Annotated in this window: 12 protein-coding genes and 2 pseudogenes; 8 read left to right on the top strand and 6 right to left on the bottom strand. The window is 55.5% G+C overall.

The window, feature by feature from the left end; translation table 11 throughout:
• Position 1 precedes the first annotated feature (1 nt).
• From ACOI6Z_RS19760 to ACOI6Z_RS19770, 3 genes are all read right to left on the bottom strand, one after another.
• On the bottom strand, positions 2 to 1,003 hold the full coding sequence (locus tag ACOI6Z_RS19760) for an ABC transporter permease (RefSeq protein WP_072413205.1): 1,002 nt from the start codon (positions 1,001 to 1,003) through the stop codon (positions 2 to 4).
• Positions 1,004 to 1,021: 18 nt separating this feature from the next.
• A complete protein-coding gene (locus ACOI6Z_RS19765; protein ID WP_072199055.1) occupies positions 1,022 to 1,768 on the bottom strand; it encodes an ATP-binding cassette domain-containing protein in 747 nt (248 codons plus the stop codon).
• A gap of 380 nt (positions 1,769 to 2,148) precedes the next feature.
• Positions 2,149 to 3,171, bottom strand: a complete 1,023-nt coding sequence (locus tag ACOI6Z_RS19770) for a LacI family DNA-binding transcriptional regulator (RefSeq protein ID WP_032428845.1) — start codon at positions 3,169 to 3,171, stop codon at positions 2,149 to 2,151.
• A 345-nt stretch (positions 3,172 to 3,516) separates the two neighbouring features.
• Here ACOI6Z_RS19770 and ACOI6Z_RS19775 point away from each other — a divergent pair, with 345 nt between their 5' ends.
• Positions 3,517 to 4,470 (top strand): substrate-binding domain-containing protein, encoded by a 954-nt coding sequence (locus tag ACOI6Z_RS19775; RefSeq protein ID WP_023289707.1) that lies wholly within the window; start codon positions 3,517 to 3,519, stop codon positions 4,468 to 4,470.
• 1 nt (position 4,471) lies between these two features.
• Here ACOI6Z_RS19775 and ACOI6Z_RS19780 read toward each other — a convergent pair whose 3' ends face one another.
• Positions 4,472 to 5,344 carry a PfkB family carbohydrate kinase gene (locus tag ACOI6Z_RS19780; RefSeq protein WP_049014097.1) on the bottom strand — a complete coding sequence of 291 codons (873 nt, stop codon included), beginning with the start codon at positions 5,342 to 5,344 and terminating at the stop codon, positions 4,472 to 4,474.
• 26 nt (positions 5,345 to 5,370) lie between these two features.
• Here ACOI6Z_RS19780 and ACOI6Z_RS19785 point away from each other — a divergent pair, with 26 nt between their 5' ends.
• The 3 genes from ACOI6Z_RS19785 (at position 5,371) to lysM (ending at position 7,667) form a co-directional block, all read left to right on the top strand.
• Entirely contained in the window at positions 5,371 to 6,216 is an 846-nt protein-coding gene (locus ACOI6Z_RS19785) for a BtpA/SgcQ family protein (RefSeq protein WP_023289705.1), read from the top strand.
• Positions 6,216 to 6,860, top strand: coding sequence for a TenA family protein (locus ACOI6Z_RS19790; RefSeq protein WP_048297511.1), 645 nt, complete (start codon positions 6,216 to 6,218; stop codon positions 6,858 to 6,860). Before ACOI6Z_RS19785 ends, ACOI6Z_RS19790 begins: the two co-directional genes overlap by 1 nt.
• A gap of 357 nt (positions 6,861 to 7,217) precedes the next feature.
• Positions 7,218 to 7,667, top strand: a complete 450-nt coding sequence (gene lysM / locus ACOI6Z_RS19795) for a peptidoglycan-binding protein LysM (RefSeq protein WP_023289703.1) — start codon at positions 7,218 to 7,220, stop codon at positions 7,665 to 7,667.
• A gap of 154 nt (positions 7,668 to 7,821) precedes the next feature.
• Here the strand turns inward: lysM and pgtP are convergent, their stop codons facing one another.
• Complete coding sequence (gene pgtP / locus ACOI6Z_RS19800; protein ID WP_130952636.1) at positions 7,822 to 9,213, bottom strand: phosphoglycerate transporter PgtP; 1,392 nt, start codon at positions 9,211 to 9,213, stop codon at positions 7,822 to 7,824.
• 406 nt (positions 9,214 to 9,619) lie between these two features.
• Between pgtP and pgtC the strand changes: the two genes are divergently transcribed.
• From pgtC to ACOI6Z_RS19820, 4 genes and pseudogenes are all read left to right on the top strand, one after another.
• Entirely contained in the window at positions 9,620 to 10,840 is a 1,221-nt protein-coding gene (gene pgtC, locus ACOI6Z_RS19805) for a phosphoglycerate transport regulator PgtC (protein WP_087824279.1), read from the top strand.
• Entirely contained in the window at positions 10,837 to 12,846 is a 2,010-nt protein-coding gene (pgtB, locus tag ACOI6Z_RS19810) for a two-component system sensor histidine kinase PgtB (protein WP_130952635.1), read from the top strand. Before pgtC ends, pgtB begins: the two co-directional genes overlap by 4 nt.
• Positions 12,836 to 13,941, top strand: a pseudogene (locus ACOI6Z_RS19815) (sigma-54-dependent transcriptional regulator). The gene pgtB and the pseudogene ACOI6Z_RS19815 overlap by 11 nt, the downstream one beginning before the upstream one ends.
• A gap of 218 nt (positions 13,942 to 14,159) precedes the next feature.
• Entirely contained in the window at positions 14,160 to 14,498 is a 339-nt protein-coding gene (locus ACOI6Z_RS19820; RefSeq protein WP_117133701.1) for a hypothetical protein, read from the top strand.
• Positions 14,499 to 14,559: 61 nt separating this feature from the next.
• Here the strand turns inward: ACOI6Z_RS19820 and ACOI6Z_RS19825 are convergent.
• Positions 14,560 to 15,133 (bottom strand): annotated as a pseudogene (locus tag ACOI6Z_RS19825) (ISNCY family transposase); the annotation flags it as partial.
• Between the last annotated feature and the right edge of the window lie 71 nt (positions 15,134 to 15,204).

Below are 15,204 nucleotides of genomic sequence, written 5' to 3' on the forward strand. Positions count from 1 at the left end.
GCTATCCTTTTGCCGCGGAGCGCGTGGGGTTGAGAATGCGGGTGTTCAGCCAGATAGCCAGCAGGATAATGGTGCCGGTAGCTATCTGGGTGTAAAACGGCGAAATATGCGACAGGATCAGCCCGTTCTGAATGACCGCAATCGACAGCGCGCCCAGCAGCGTGCCGATAATGGTACCGAAGCCGCCAAACAGGCTGGTACTGCCGAGCACCACGGCGGCAATAACCTGCAGTTCAAAGCCTTCACCCTGGTTGGAGGAGCCGCTGCCGAGGCGAGCGGTAATGATCATTCCCGCCAGCGCGGCGGCCATACCGCTGAGGATATAGACCTTCATCGTGACGGCTTTGGTGTTAATCCCGCTGCGTCGCGCGCCTTCGGCGTTGGCGCCGATAGCGGTCACGTAGCGACCAAAACGCATGTGATTAAGAACGATATGCCCGATCACCAGAATCAGAATGCCGAGCAGCGCGGGCATGGGGATACCGACTACCCACGCGCGTCCGATAAAGGTAAACAGGCTGTCAGCCGGAACCGGAATCGAATAACCCTGAGTGATCAGCAGCGCGATGCCGCGAACCACAGCCAGAGTGGCGAGGGTGACGATAAACGCCGGAATCCCTTCATAGGCAATAAAGAAGCCGTTGATGGCGCCAACGACGCCGCCGAGCAGCAGGCCGCCGAGCAGTACCACCGGCCACGGCAGCCCCCAGCTATTCAGGGCGATAGCGGAGAGTGCGCCGACCAGCGCCAGGGTAGAGCCCACCGACAGATCGATACCGCCGGTGGTAATCACCAGGGTCATCGCCGTCGCGACGATCAGCAGCGGGGCGCTCTGACGGATGATATTCAGCCAGTTGGTGCCGGTGAGAAAGTTGCTGGTGATCAGCGAAAACACCACGCAGCAGAAGACGAAAAAGAGCGCGATGCTGACCACGCCCGAGTGGTTATGCAGCAGGCGGCGCGGCAGCGAATGCTGGATCATGCGGGAGCTGCTTAAGTTCATGATACTCATCCTGTTACCTCAATGTGCAGCCGCAGAGCGGGCGGTGAATTTTTCGCCCACAATCAGGTTAACGATATCGTTCAGGCTGGTGTCGGACACCCGCCTGTCAGCGACATTGGTACCTTCATACATCACCATGATCCGGTCACACACCAGGAACAGGTCCTGCAGGCGGTGGGTAATCAGAATCACGCTCACCCCGCGAGCGGAAACGCGGCGAATGAGTTCCAGAACCGCTTCGACCTCCGCGACGGCCAGCGCGGCGGTGGGTTCATCCATAATCAGGACTTTCGGGTCAAAGGCCGCCGCGCGGGCGATGGCAATAGCCTGGCGCTGGCCGCCGGAGAGATTTCGCACCAGCAGGCGGGTATCCGGAATAGAGATCCCCAGCCCTTTAAGCATCTCTCTGGCATCGGCGTGCATTTTGGCCTCGTCGAGAAAGGGAATACCGAGGACCGATTTCATCGGCTCACGGCCCATAAACAGATTGCCCGCGACGTCGACCGTGTCGCAGAGCGACAGATCCTGATAGACCATCTCGATATGGCAGCGGCGCGAATCGGCCGGATTGGTAAACTGCTGCTGTTCACCGTCGATACGAATCGTGCCGCTGGAGGGGATCACCGCGCCAGAGAGCACTTTGGTGAGGGTGGATTTCCCCGCGCCGTTATCGCCCACTAAACCCAGCACTTCGCCCGGGGCCAATTCGAGGTTAACGCCGCGCAATGAACGTATCGACCCGTAGGTCTTGGTGATATTGATCATCTCCACCCTTGGCGGGGTAGTTTGTGGCTGCTGCATCTGATAACTCCCATCGCTATTGCCGGGAAAATGTTCGCCATCCTGCGGGAGAGACTCTATCCGACACGGTTTACAATCTAGTAAACCGGTTTACCTGCGGAACAGAGCCCTCGCCAGTACAGTCAGGACAAACGCTATGTAAGATATTTGTTCGCCAGTAAGAACATTGCAGCATCCGTGCCAGGGCAGGAACAACACAGCAGCCCTGTAACTTAACCTTATGTATTCAATAGGTTTTATTGATTACGATCCGGTAAACCGGTTTACTGATTATAGTGAATAAATTGTTAATTGATCGTTTTTTGCGCCAAAACCGGGCGCTTTTGCGTCATTATGGGACATGCTTAACAGATCTTGATCGAGTCGCGACCAATCCATTCAACCGGCAGGCGGGTTTCCGCAGGGATATCCGGATCGTCGTTTAGCAGGCGCATCATGATGTGCACCGCGGTGCGCCCCAGTTCCCGGGCGGGCTGGCGGATAGTGGAGATCCGCGGCTGGGTAAAATCGGCATAATTGGCGTCATCGAAGCCGACTAGCGAAAGCGCCTCCGGCGCCTGGAGCCCGCTGGCGCGTAGACCGTCAAGCAGACCGAGCACCAGATAGTCGCTGGCCGCGAAGACGGCGGTAGGGCGAACCGGTTGGCTGAAGAGGTGCCGCAGCGCCTGCTGGCCAAACTCGCGCTGATAGTCGCCGTACATCACCCATTCGGGCGGCCAGCTCAGGCCGGCTTGCTCCATCGCGGTGCAAAAACCCTGATAGCGCTCACGGACGCTCATCAGTTTGTCCGGGCCGCCGACGAAAGCGATATGACGATGCCCGGCGGCGATCAGTTTTTCGGTGGCGATGCGCCCGCCCTGGACGTTATCGGCAAATACTTTTGGAACCTGACTCCCGGGAATATCTTCATCCAGCAGGACAATGCGTTCGTGACGCTGGATCTCCTTGCGCAGCAGGCCGTTATCGGGGCGGTTGGTGGTGAACAGCAGACCGTCTACCTGGCAGGTATCCAGCCAGCGGATGAACTGGCACTCTTTTTCCGGGTTGTTGCGGGTGATACACAACACCAGGCTGTAGCCGCTGGCAGAAGCGGCCTCTTCGGCAGCGTCGGCCAGCTCGGCAAAGAAGGGGTTGGTAATGTCGGGGAGCACCAGGCCGAGCGTCTCGCTGCCGCCTTTACTCAGACGGCGCGCCAGGCTATTGCCGCGATAGTCCAGTTCGCGAATGGCGGTTTCGATACGGTCGATGGTGTCCTGCGGCAGCACAATACTGTTGTTCATATAGCGCGACAGGGTCGCTTTCGACAGCCCCGCCAGCTTTGCCACATCAGATAACAATACGCGTTTTATACTCATTTCCTGCGCCATCTCTGCCAGAATCGGCTATCTGTAACATAGTTAAGCGCGGTGGATACAGCAATTTCTCTGTGCGTAATAACCGAAAATAAATGCTTGACAAATTTTAATCAGCAGAGAATTGTATAGGCAGTTTACCGCATCATCCGGGAAGTCATTCCCAAACCCGTTTAAGTCATTCCAGTCGCGCACCGACACGGACCGGTTGCCGGGATGACATTAAGCAGGTATCCGCCGAACGATCGATGATTGTTCTGGCCATATAGACGATATTTGCCCGCCAAAAAAACAATCCTTCTGCGTTCGCATGCGGCGCGGAACTCTGCTGGCTATCAACTATTCCCGACGAGGATACTGATGATGTTATTTCACACCGGAAAACTGCGTTTACTTGCTGTCGCCACGACGATGCTGGCATCGATGAGTTTTATTTCTGCCGCCAGCGCTGCCGGTCCGACTTATGCGCTGGTGCAAATCAATCAGCAGGCGCTGTTCTTTAATTTGATGAATAAAGGCGCGCAGGATGCGGCTAAGGCCAGCGGCAAGGATTTAGTTATTTTCAATTCTAACGATAATCCCGTGGCGCAAAACGACGCGATAGAAAACTATATTCAGCAAGGCGTTAAAGGCATTCTGGTCGCCGCTATCGACGTTAACGGAATTATGCCAGCGGTAAAAGAAGCCGCCGCCGCTAACATTCCGGTGATTGCGATTGATGCCGTATTACCTGCCGGACCACAGGCGGCCCAGGTCGGCGTGGACAATATTGAAGGCGGCAGAATTATTGGTAAATATTTTGTGGACTACGTGCAGAAAGAGATGGGTGGCAAGGCGAGGGTGGGGATTGTCGGCGCGCTGAATTCGGCCATCCAGAACCAGCGGCAAAAAGGGTTCGAAGAGACGCTGAAAAGCAATCCGAACATTACCATCGCTAACGTGGTCGACGGGCAGAACGTGCAGGATAAAGCGATGACCGCGGCGGAAAACCTGATCACCGGCAACCCGGATCTGACAGCAATCTATGCCACTGGCGAACCCGCGCTGCTCGGCGCTATCGCCGCCGTAGAAAACCAGGGGCGGCAGAAGGATATTAAAGTGTTTGGCTGGGATCTGACGGCGAAGGCGATTTCCGGTATTGACGGCGGCTACGTAACCGCCGTCCTGCAGCAGGATCCGGAAAAGATGGGCGCCGAAGCCCTGAATGCGCTGAACAGCATCACGTCGGGAAAAACCGTGCCGAAAACCATTCTGGTTCCGGCGACGGTGGTAACCAAAGCGAACGTCGATGCTTACCGTCCGCTGTTTAAGTAGGTCAACGCGCGCCGTCCTGGGTTAACAGGGCGGCGAGCTCATGGCTACCGGGAAACGCGCTGAGCGTTCCCCGGCGGCTAACGGTTATGGCGGCAGCGCGGCTGGCGTGCGCCAGCGCCAGGTCATCCGGCGCGACGCCGCGCAGCAGGGCGGAGGCCAGCATGACGGCGAGGAACGTATCGCCTGCGCCGGTCGTATCGAGCGCCTCGGCGGGCACGGCGGGACAAAACTGGCGCTGTCCCGCCTGAACCAGCCAGGCGCCAGCGGCGCCCTGGGTTATCACTAAGGTTTTCACCCCATAGGGCTGAAGCAGCTCGGCCTCGGATTCATTGACTACCGCGATGTCGACGAGCGGCCACAGATGGCAAAAGTCAGGATTGACGGGCGAGGGGTTGAACACCGTGGTCATGCCGAGAGTTTTGGCGTACCGGAACAGCGCCCGCGTTTTATCGAGGGAGAAATTGCCCTGCTGCAGCAGAATATCGCCGGCGGCGGCATCCGCCATATGCGGAATAATATTCTCAAGGCTGAAGGCGTCGGCAGCCGCCGTCGTGGTAATGATGGCATTGTCGCCATCAGCGCTATTTAAAATAATCGAGGTGTCGCTATGTTGATTGAAAGGGTCGTCGGGAAGTAAGGTCAGTGGTTCATTTTTTATCTGCTGGCGGATCCAGGCGCCGTTGCTGTCATTTCCCGTGGCGGCAATTAAACGCGTCTCTATTCCACAGCGGGATAATATAATCGCCTGATTCGCGCCTTTACCGCCGATATCCTGCGAAACTTTAACGCCGTGAATGGAAGTGCCTTTTTTCGGTATATCCGGAATAGACCAGGTTTCATCGACGGCAATATTACCGGTAACGTAAACACGCATAGTGTTCCCTTAACAGGATGGATAAGATGGTTGCTATCTCAGCAGAAAAAACCAATGCAATACAAGCTATTTTTTCACGAAACAAAGCCGTTATTGGCGTTATTCATTGCGATCCTTTTCCTGGCGCGCCTAAATATCGAGGAAAATCAGTCTCCGATATTGTTGAGCGTGCGCTTCGCGATGCTGAAAATTATATTTCAGGCGGTGTTCATGGTCTGATTATTGAAAACCACGGCGATATTCCGTTTTCCAAACCTGAGGACATCGGCCATGAAACCTCCGCGCTGATGGCGGTCATTACCGAGAAAGTTCGTGAGCGGTTTGCGGTCCCGCTGGGTATTAACGTCCTGGCTAACGCGGCGATCCCGGCCATGGCCATCGCGCTGGCGGGCGGCGCCGATTTCGTCCGCGTCAACCAGTGGGCCAACGCCTATATCGCCAACGAAGGATTTATCGAAGGGGCGGCCGCAAAGGCGCTGCGCTACCGCAGTATGCTGCGCGCTGAGCATATTCGCGTTTTTGCCGATAGCCATGTCAAGCACGGTAGCCATGCCATTGTCGCCGATCGTTCGATTCAGGAGCTGACGCGCGATGTCGATTTCTTCGAGGCCGACGCGGTGATCGCCACCGGCCAGCGCACCGGCGATAGCGCCACAATGGCGGAAATTGACGAGATCCGCGCGGCGACGGCGCTACCGCTCCTGGTGGGCTCCGGGGTAACGCCGGCTAACGTGAGGCAGATCCTCGGGCGGACCCAGGGGGTCATTGTGGCCAGTACGATGAAGGTCGATGGCGTCTGGTGGAACGATGTTGAGCTGGCCCGGGTGAAGCATTTTATGTCGGTCGCTCAGGCCGCGCTGGAGGAAGCCTAATGGAAGCGTTTAGCGAACGCCTGCTGCGCGAACATCAACCGGCGTGGCAGGCGATGCAGCAGCACCCGTTTGTCACTGATATTGAACAGGATCGCCTGCCGACAGCGGTCTTCAACCGCTATCTGGTGTTTGAGGGCAACTTTGTCGCGACGGCCATCGCGATTGTTGCCCTCGGGGTCAGCAAAGCGCCGGGTATTCATCAGCAGCGCTGGCTGATTGGCGTGCTGAATTCCCTGGTTGATACGCAGATCGCGTGGTTTGAGCAGGTGTTGTCAGCGCGACAAATCGATCCCGCTGAGTACCCGGATGATTTGCCCGGTGTACGGCGCTTTCGCGACGGTATGCTGCGGACCGCCCGCGAGGGCAGCTATGAGCAGATCGTGACCCTGATGTTCGGTGCGGAATGGATGTACTATCGCTGGTGCAGACGGGCGAGCGAACATCGACAGAGCGATGCTGATATACGACGCTGGGTGGAAATGCACGCGGAGGACGAATTCTACCAGCAGGCGCTCTGGCTAAAGAACGAACTCGACCGTTGCGCCATGGCGCTGAGTGAAAAGGAAAAGCAGGCGCTGTCGGCGCTTTACGGTGAAGTACTGCAGTGGGAAATTGATTTCCATCACGCTGCATACGAGGAATAGCCGCGAGGTGACTCACAGGAGGCGCCGGAAGCGGCGTCTCCTGAAATCTTGCTCAGGTAGTCCGCGTCTTATCCGGGCATTGCCTCTCCAGCCATTGTACGACGAGGGGCCATCATTTCTCTGCATGGCAGGGGAGCTATGTCCGCTTCCATTTCGTGTCACCTTGCCGGAATACAGACTTTCCTGCCGTAGTGGGGCAAATATCCTGCACTTTGACGCTTATTGATTATACTTTGATGGTGGCTTGTGCTGCTTCAGGCAGTTGACGCGAGGGCGGGTAGCAAACCAGCCCCCTGACATTGGGTCAACAGGTCCGATGATGATGTGATCATGTAACAGTCGAGGAGGTATGGAAATATGGGATTATTAAGTTTTGTGAAAGAAGCGGGCGAGAAAATATGGGACGCCGTCTCCGGCGACAGTAAAGAAGAGCGGGCCGATAAACTGAAAAAACATATCGATGGTCTTAATCTGCCTGGCGCCGAAAAGGTCAATATTGATGTTGCGGACGATGGCACCGCCACGGTCACTGGCGATGTTGCTTCGCAGGAGGATAAGGAAAAAATTCTGGTAGCGGTCGGGAATGTCACTGGCGTAGGTCAGGTCAGTGACGGCGTTAAGGTGACGCAAAGCGGGGCGGAAAGTCGTTTTTACACGGTCAAATCCGGTGACACCCTGAGCGCTATCTCCAAAGCGATGTATGGCTCTGCCAATGATTATCAACGTATTTTTGAAGCCAATAAACCGATGCTGACGCATCCCGATAAAATCTATCCGGGTCAAGTGCTGATTATCCCGGCGAAGTAGGCCGTTCATTCCACTCAGCAGTAGCATCAGTGATGGCAGGGGTACTTGCTTTATACCGTCGTCGGGAGCAGCTGCGGACATCAATTCCTCTCTCAACGGCAAAAGAGCCAGCAAGCTGGCTCTTGTTTCCCCGGGTTCAGGCGCTTACTGTGCGTCAGCCAGCGTCAGCCAGCGCCAGCCGGGCCTCTTCCTGCTCGGTAATTTTACGCTGTTGCTCAAGCTCCAGCGCGCCGCGATGAGAAAGATAGCAGAACAGGATGCAGCAGACGATCCCGCCCATCAGCAGATAGAACCCGCCGTGCCAGCCCATTTTATCGACCATCACGCCGAACAGGCTGGTGCCTAACGAGGCGCCAAAGATATAGCTCATAAATCCGCGCAGGCCCACGGCGGAGCCAACGGCAAAGCTGGGGACGATCTCCATGGTCTGGACCGAGGCCAGAAACTGCGGGACGTAAATCAGGCAGCCCACAATCGCCGCAAATACCGTGACCATCAGCAGTGATTCGCTTTTCCAGTAGCCGATCAAACAGATGAAAATCAGCGCCATGCAGATCATGGCTAACGGCATCCGGCGGCCTTTGAACAGCTTATCGGAAAGCCAGCCGGCCAGCAGGGTTGACGGAATCGCCGCCCATTCAAAAAACAGGAAGGCGACGCTCATCTGCTCTTTAGAAAAATGTTTCACCGTCAGCAGGTAGATTGGCAGCCAGCTGATCATGCCGAAACGCACCATATAGACAAACACATCCACAAGGGAGACATACCAGGCGTTTTTGTTACGCAGGACGTAGGTGCAGAAGATCTGGAATGCGCTCATGTTCTCCGGCGCTTTCTGGGCGTGTTTGGTCTTCAGCACCACTTTCTCTTCCGGCATCATCTCTTCCAGCGAAGGCAGGCCCTCCTCCCGCGGCGAACCTTTACCCAGCACCAGTACGCTGATGGCGAATACCACCGCCACGCAGGCCGGCACAATGTAGCTGGCGCTCTGCCAGTGCTCGGTACCGAGAATCGCAAACGCGGCGCCGACGATCGGGGCGACAATTCCGCCGCCGACGTTATGGGAAATATTCCAGAAAGCTCCTACGCGGCCACGCTCCCGGCGCGGAAACCAGTTCGCGATGGTAATGAAAGAGGGGCCGACCCCCATCCCCTGAAACAGGCCGTTCAGGACAACCAGCGCAGCAAAAACCCAGAATGCGGTGCTGAATCCTAACCCGATGTTGACGATGGCGCACAGTACGAGACCGCAGGCCATAAACACTTTCGGGCTGGCTTTATCCGCGAGGCTGCTCATCACGCCTTTACTGATCCCGTACGCGATGAGCATACAGCTGCTGAGCAAACCGATCTGCGTGGCGCTAAGATCTAACTGTTCTTTCAGATAGGGCGTGGATAAGGTGAAGTTATTGCGCACGATATAGTACGCCAGATATCCCAGAAATACGCTTAGCAGCGCCTGCATACGGTATCGACCATACTTTGCCTGAATTTTCTCAGCAGGAACTGTATTCGCCGACGGCCCTTTTTTTAATAATGATAACATGTCGTCACCTGTATTTTATATTGATGTGAACATCAGGAGCATTCGGCCTGAAGGGTGAAATAAGCGGCCGTAAAATACAAATCGTCGAAATGAGTCAAAACTGACTCAAACTAATGAATTGATGGGTTGATTTTGACTCATATTGAATGAGCGAGAGCCTGCGGAATTAATGTTGCGCTGATTTTATGTCCGGCTTGTGCGGACTCTAACAAATTACCCAATCATTATCTGGTAATCTTTAGCGATATTCCCGGGCGCCCGTTTGGCTATTTTTCCGCTCGCGGTGATTAATTCGCCAGCTGTCATAAACGGGTAAGTTTTGTCTCAACGTAATTTTTTCGGTATTTCAATATTTATGAACGGGATCACAAACATGTCTCTTCGTCGGGGCGGGATAGTGAGCAAAATGCTCGCGATGCTGCTGCTGACCGCCTGGCTGAGACCCTGTGCGGCGCAAAGCAATGAGCTGGTGATGGCGACGACATTTTCTCCCAGCGCCACCGTGTGGATTATCGATCGCTGGCAGAAAGAGCCGGGGTCAGTGACGATCAGGACGCTCAACCGCACCAGCGCCTCGCTGGAACAGCTGCTAGACACGGCAAATGCCGAAAATGTCGATCTGATCCTGACCTCGTCGCCGATGCTGCTGCAGCATCTTCAGGAGCATAAAAAGCTGGCACCGTTCAGCGGTGCGCCGGCAGTCAGCCAACAACTGGTGCCGGAATCCATTCGCTCCACCTCCGTGGCCGTAGCGATTTCCGGGTTCGGTTTGCTGATTAATCGCCCGGCGCTGATGACACGGCACCTGCCTGCGCCAGCGGACTGGGATGATCTGACCGATCCTCGCTATCAGGGGGCGCTGCTGATGAGCAGTCCGTCGCGTTCGGATACCAACCATCTGATGGTGGAGTCGCTGCTGCAACAAAAAGGCTGGATTAAGGGATGGGCAACGCTGTTGATGAGTGCGGGAAATCTCGTGACCATCTCATCCCGCAGTTTTGGGGTGGCGGATAAGATTAAAAGCGGCCTGGGCGTGGCCGGTCCGGTGATTGATAACTACGCCAATCTGCTGATGAACGATCCGCACCTGGCTTTTACCTATTTCCCGCAGTCGGCGGTTTCGCCGACCTATGTCGCGGTGCTTAAAAACAGCCAGCACGCCAGCGAGGCGCGGCGGTTTATTCGCTATCTGTTAAGCCCGGAGGGCCAGACGATCCTCGCCGATGCCAATACCGGGAAATACCCTGTAACGCCCCTGGCGACGGGCAATCCGCGGGCGGCGCAGCAGGCGGTGCTGATGAATCAACCGCCATTGAACTATCGGCTGATCCTCAAACGCCAGCGCCTGGTGCAACGGATGTTCGATACGGCGATCAGCTTTCGTCTTGCTCAGCTAAAAGATGCCTGGCGAGCACTGCATAGCGCGGAGGCCCGTCTCAAGCGTCCGCTGCCCGAGATTCGCGCGTTGCTGACCCGTGTGCCGGTCGATCCGGCGAGCAGCGAGGATGAAGCCTGGCTGGCTCAGTTCGACAATAAGAGCTTCGCGGAACAGCAGATGATGGAGTGGCAGCTCTGGTTTCTCAACAATCAGCGGCAGGCGATTAATAAACTGGAAGAACTGAAATGATGGGCAGGTCCATACTGCAACGTCTGCGGCAAATCAGTATCAGTAGCAGCCTGCGCGGGGCTTTTCTGATGGGGGCGCTGCTGACGCTGATTGTCAGCAGCGTCAGCCTCTATTCATGGCATGAGCAAAGTTCGCAGATCCGCTATTCGCTGGATGAGTATTTTCCGCGCATCCATTCGGCTTTTCTGATTGAAGGGAATCTCAACCTGGTGGTCGATCAACTCAATGAATTTCTGCTGGCGCCGAATACCACGGTACGCCTGCAGCTGCGCAACCAGATTATCCAGCATCTGGATAAGATAGAGCGGCTGAGCCAGGGGTTGTCGCCGGCAGAACGGCAGCAGCTGGCGGTGATCTTGCAGGACAGCCGCGCGCTGCTGGCGGAACTGGATCGCGTGCTCTACAACATGTTTCTGGTTCGCGAAAAGGTGGGAGAGCTTTCGGCGCGGATCGACTGGCTGCACGATGATTTCACCACCGAGCTGAATTCGCTGGTGCAGGATTTTACCTGGCAACAGGGAACGCTGCTCGATCAGATTGAAGCCCGACAGGGGGATGCGGCGCAGTACCTGAAACGCTCCCGGGAAGTGCAGAATGAACAACAGCAGGTCTATACGCTGGCGCGTATTGAAAATCAGATCGTTGACGACCTGCGCGACAGGCTTAATGAACTGAAATCCGGGAATGATGACGGCATGCTGGTGGAGACGCATATCCGCTATCTGGAAAACCTGAAGAAAACGTCGGATGAAAATATTCGTGCGCTGGATGACTGGCCGAGCACCATTACCCTGCGACAAACGATCGATGAGCTGCTGGAAATTGGCATGGTGAAAAATAAGATGCCGGACACCATGCGCGACTACGTTACCGCGCAAAAAGCGCTCGTGGAAGCCAGCCGGGCCAGAGAAGCGACGCTGGGACGCTTCAGAACGCTGCTGGAAGCCCAGCTTGGCAGCAGTCACCAGCAGATGCAGATGTTTAATCAGCGTATGGGGCAGATTGTCCGGGTCAGCGGCGGGCTAATCCTGGTGGCGACGCTGCTGGCGCTGCTGCTGGCGTGGGGGCTGAACCATTATTTTATTCGCTCGCGGCTGGTGAAACGCTTTACCGCGCTGAATCAGGCGGTGGTGCAGATTGGTCTGGGCCAGACCGAGGCGACCATTCCGGTTTACGGGCGCGACGAGCTGGGACGTATTGCCGGTTTGCTTCGCCATACCCTCGGTCAGCTTAATGCGCAAAAACAGCAGCTTGAACAGGAGATAGGCGAGCGGAAAGCGATTGAGGCCGATCTGCGTGCCACTCAGGACGAGCTGATCCAGACTGCTAAACTGGCGGTGGTGGGGCAGACGATGACCACCCTGGCGCATGAGATCAATCAGCCGTTGAATGCGCTGTCGATGTATCTTTTTACCGCAGAAAGGGCAATCGAGCAGGGACAGACGGAGCAGGCGCGGACGACGTTAAGCAAAGCGGAAGGGCTGATCAACCGCATTGACGCGATTATCCGTTCCCTGCGCCAGTTTACCCGCCGCGCAGAACTGGAAACGCCGCTGCACCCGGTCGATTTGCGCCAGACCTTTACCGTGGCGTGGGAACTGCTGGCGATGCGACATAAACCTCAGCAGGGGACGCTGCTGATACCGGATGACGCCGTCTGGATCCTGGGAGACGAAGTGCGTGTTCATCAGGTGCTGGTGAACGTGCTGTCAAATGCCCTTGATGCTTGCCCGCACGCAGCACAAATCACCGTGAGCTGGCACATCCAGGGCGAAAGGCTGTGCGTGTTGATTGCCGATAACGGCCCCGGCTGGCCTGCGGCCTTACTTCCTTCGCTGTTAAAGCCGTTCACTACCAGCAAAGCCGTGGGGCTGGGAATAGGGCTTTCGATAAGTGTTTCGCTGATGACGCAAATGGAAGGGGCGTTGCGCCTGGCGTCGACGTTTACGCGCAGTGCCTGCGTGGTGCTGGAATTCAATTTGACGGATGTAAAAGATGTTAAGTAATCACTGTTCGATTCTGCTGATTGATGATGATGCCGATGTGCTGGATGCCTATACGCAGCTGCTTGAGCAAGCGGGGTATCAGGTCAGTGCCTGTAATAATCCTTTTGATGCGCGGGAGCGGGTGCCGAAGGACTGGCCCGGCATTGTTTTAAGCGATGTCTGCATGCCCGGCTGCTCCGGAATCGATTTAATGACGTTGTTTCATCAGGATGACGATCTGCTGCCGATTCTGCTTATCACCGGTCACGGCGATGTGCCGATGGCGGTGGAGGCGGTGAAAAAGGGGGCCTGGGATTTCCTGCAAAAGCCGATCGATCCAGGCAAGCTGCTCACGCTGGTGGATGCCGCGCTGCGTCAGAGGCAATCGGTGATCGCCCGTCGCCAGTATTGTCAGCAAAAATTACAGGTTGAGCTTATTGGCCGCAGCCAATGGACGGATCGGTATCGCCAGCGCCTTCAGCAGCTGGCAGAGACGGATATTGCGGTATGGCTTTACGGCGAGCCGGGAACCGGCCGGATGACCGGCGCGCGTTACCTGCACCAGTTAGGGCGTCACGCCGAAGGTCCGTTTATCTCCTGCGAACTCAACACGGCTAACGCCCACACGCTGAATGAACTGATCGCGCAAGCCCAGGGCGGGACGCTGGTCTTAAGCCACCTGGAGCATCTGTCTCACGGGCAACAGCATCATCTGGTACAGCTGCAGAGTCATGAGAAACGGCCTTTTCGCCTGATTTGCAAAAAACCTGTCAACGGCTGAATCATCCCGTCCCTGAGGTGGATGCCGGTCTGTTGAAGGGGATGATGCGGCGGGTGTGGCCAAATAACGTTCGCGAACTGGCGAACGCCGCCGAGCTGTTTGCGGTGGGGGTTTTACCGCTCGCGGAAACGGTGAATCCGCAGATGCTTGTCGGCGAACCGACGCCGCTGGATCGGCGGGTTGAGGAGGTCGAGCGGCAGATCATCACCGAAGCGCTGAATATCCACCAGGGACGTATCAATGAGGTGGCGGAGTATCTGCTGATACCGCGTAAAAAACTCTATCTCAGAATGAAGAAGTATGGCCTGAGTAAAGAGCACTACAAAGGGGTTTAGGCATGGCGCCAGACGATGGTTGATAATATCCTGAATGGTTCCTGTGCCGGAAAATAACGATGTTTTTACGCTAAAGGGGCAGGGAAGGGTGAACCCTTATGAATACCTGAAAAAAGAGGACACCATTTTTTAAATGGTTTTTTTATTTAAATTTGCAAGGGTGAAGAGGTAAAAACTTAAGCACCTGTTATTTTTTTATTTTATAGAAGGAATTCTGAGTGAAGCGCATTAACGAACGTGCCTGGGAAGTGTTTGGTATCTATGGAAGGGTTTGTGAAAGCTGCTCCGGGGCGATCGCATTAAGCCTGTTGCAGGCGCTGGCGATGTTTGGTTGCCTTGAGAAAAGAGAGGCTGGCGGGTTAACGCTGTATTGCATTCTGACTTTCATCGCCTTTGTGGCGACGATCGGTTTTTTTGCCTCTCTGATAAGTATAGGAAGAACTATTCATATACAAAGTGAAGGTCATAAGGTAGCTGAATTCCTGATTTCCTGCGTTTTTTATCCGGTCGTTATCGGTATCCTGCTTTCGGCGTTTGCGACGCTTCAATCAATATAAGGTGACATCAGGCGTAAGGACCACAGAGCGATTTCCACGCCATCATTTTAAAGTGGCATGAATAGGTGAAGGTCGATTCCGATTTAACGAAACGAAACTGCATCAGGCGGCTCGTCGCATCGTCGACATAGACCAGCGCGGTACACGCGGGCGCACGGTTCTCGAACCAGGGGTGGTCGCAACCATCAATCTGGATCAGTTCGCCGCAGCAGGCCCGAAGATAACGTGACTGCTGAATTTTCGGCGCACGTTGTTTGCGGGGGATCCAGAGACCGGCTTTAACCATGAGTGAACGGACAGTCTCTTTGGACAGATGAACATCATGCAGTTCTGCGAGTTTCTCACACGCCAGCGTAGACCCAAAGTCGGTATAGCGCTCGCGGATATTATTGAGCGCGTACTGTGCAAGGTCATCAGGCTGCTGGTTATTGCTGAGATTTCAACAACGGCGGTTAGCGATATCTGGCGAGCCTGATTCACGGCAGTGCAACAGAAGGCGTCGGTACTGGCGATCAGATATACTCAGGCGCTGTGTGGCCATCAAGTGTGGTCAGACGCCGGTCGACAACGTCCTGAATGATTTTGAGTCGGTTAACTTCGTCCAAAGTGAAAACGTCCGCTGCATAAGCCGTCATCAGAATCCCTCCATGGTGAATCCACGTGACTTATCCAGGAGCAGACCTTACAACTCAGCCACCATAATCTA

This window comes from Klebsiella sp. C239 (assembly GCF_048822715.1).
GTDB classification, from domain to species: Bacteria; Pseudomonadota; Gammaproteobacteria; order Enterobacterales; family Enterobacteriaceae; genus Klebsiella; species Klebsiella quasipneumoniae.

Excerpts from the sequence above, each read along its gene's own strand:
- ACOI6Z_RS19760 (WP_072413205.1), bottom strand. The coding sequence starts at position 1,003 with ATGAACTTAAGCAGCTCCCGCATGATCCAGCATTCGCTGCCGCGCCGC.
- ACOI6Z_RS19770 (WP_032428845.1), bottom strand. The coding sequence starts at position 3,171 with ATGGCGCAGGAAATGAGTATAAAACGCGTATTGTTATCTGATGTGGCA.
- pgtB (WP_130952635.1), top strand. The coding sequence starts at position 10,837 with ATGATGGGCAGGTCCATACTGCAACGTCTGCGGCAAATCAGTATCAGT.
- pgtC (WP_087824279.1), top strand. The coding sequence starts at position 9,620 with ATGCTCGCGATGCTGCTGCTGACCGCCTGGCTGAGACCCTGTGCGGCG.
- pgtP (WP_130952636.1), bottom strand. The coding sequence starts at position 9,213 with ATGTTATCATTATTAAAAAAAGGGCCGTCGGCGAATACAGTTCCTGCT.
- lysM (WP_023289703.1), top strand. The coding sequence starts at position 7,218 with ATGGGATTATTAAGTTTTGTGAAAGAAGCGGGCGAGAAAATATGGGAC.
- ACOI6Z_RS19780 (WP_049014097.1), bottom strand. The coding sequence starts at position 5,344 with ATGCGTGTTTACGTTACCGGTAATATTGCCGTCGATGAAACCTGGTCT.
- ACOI6Z_RS19785 (WP_023289705.1), top strand. The coding sequence starts at position 5,371 with ATGGTTGCTATCTCAGCAGAAAAAACCAATGCAATACAAGCTATTTTT.
- ACOI6Z_RS19790 (WP_048297511.1), top strand. The coding sequence starts at position 6,216 with ATGGAAGCGTTTAGCGAACGCCTGCTGCGCGAACATCAACCGGCGTGG.
- ACOI6Z_RS19775 (WP_023289707.1), top strand. The coding sequence starts at position 3,517 with ATGATGTTATTTCACACCGGAAAACTGCGTTTACTTGCTGTCGCCACG.
- ACOI6Z_RS19765 (WP_072199055.1), bottom strand. The coding sequence starts at position 1,768 with ATGATCAATATCACCAAGACCTACGGGTCGATACGTTCATTGCGCGGC.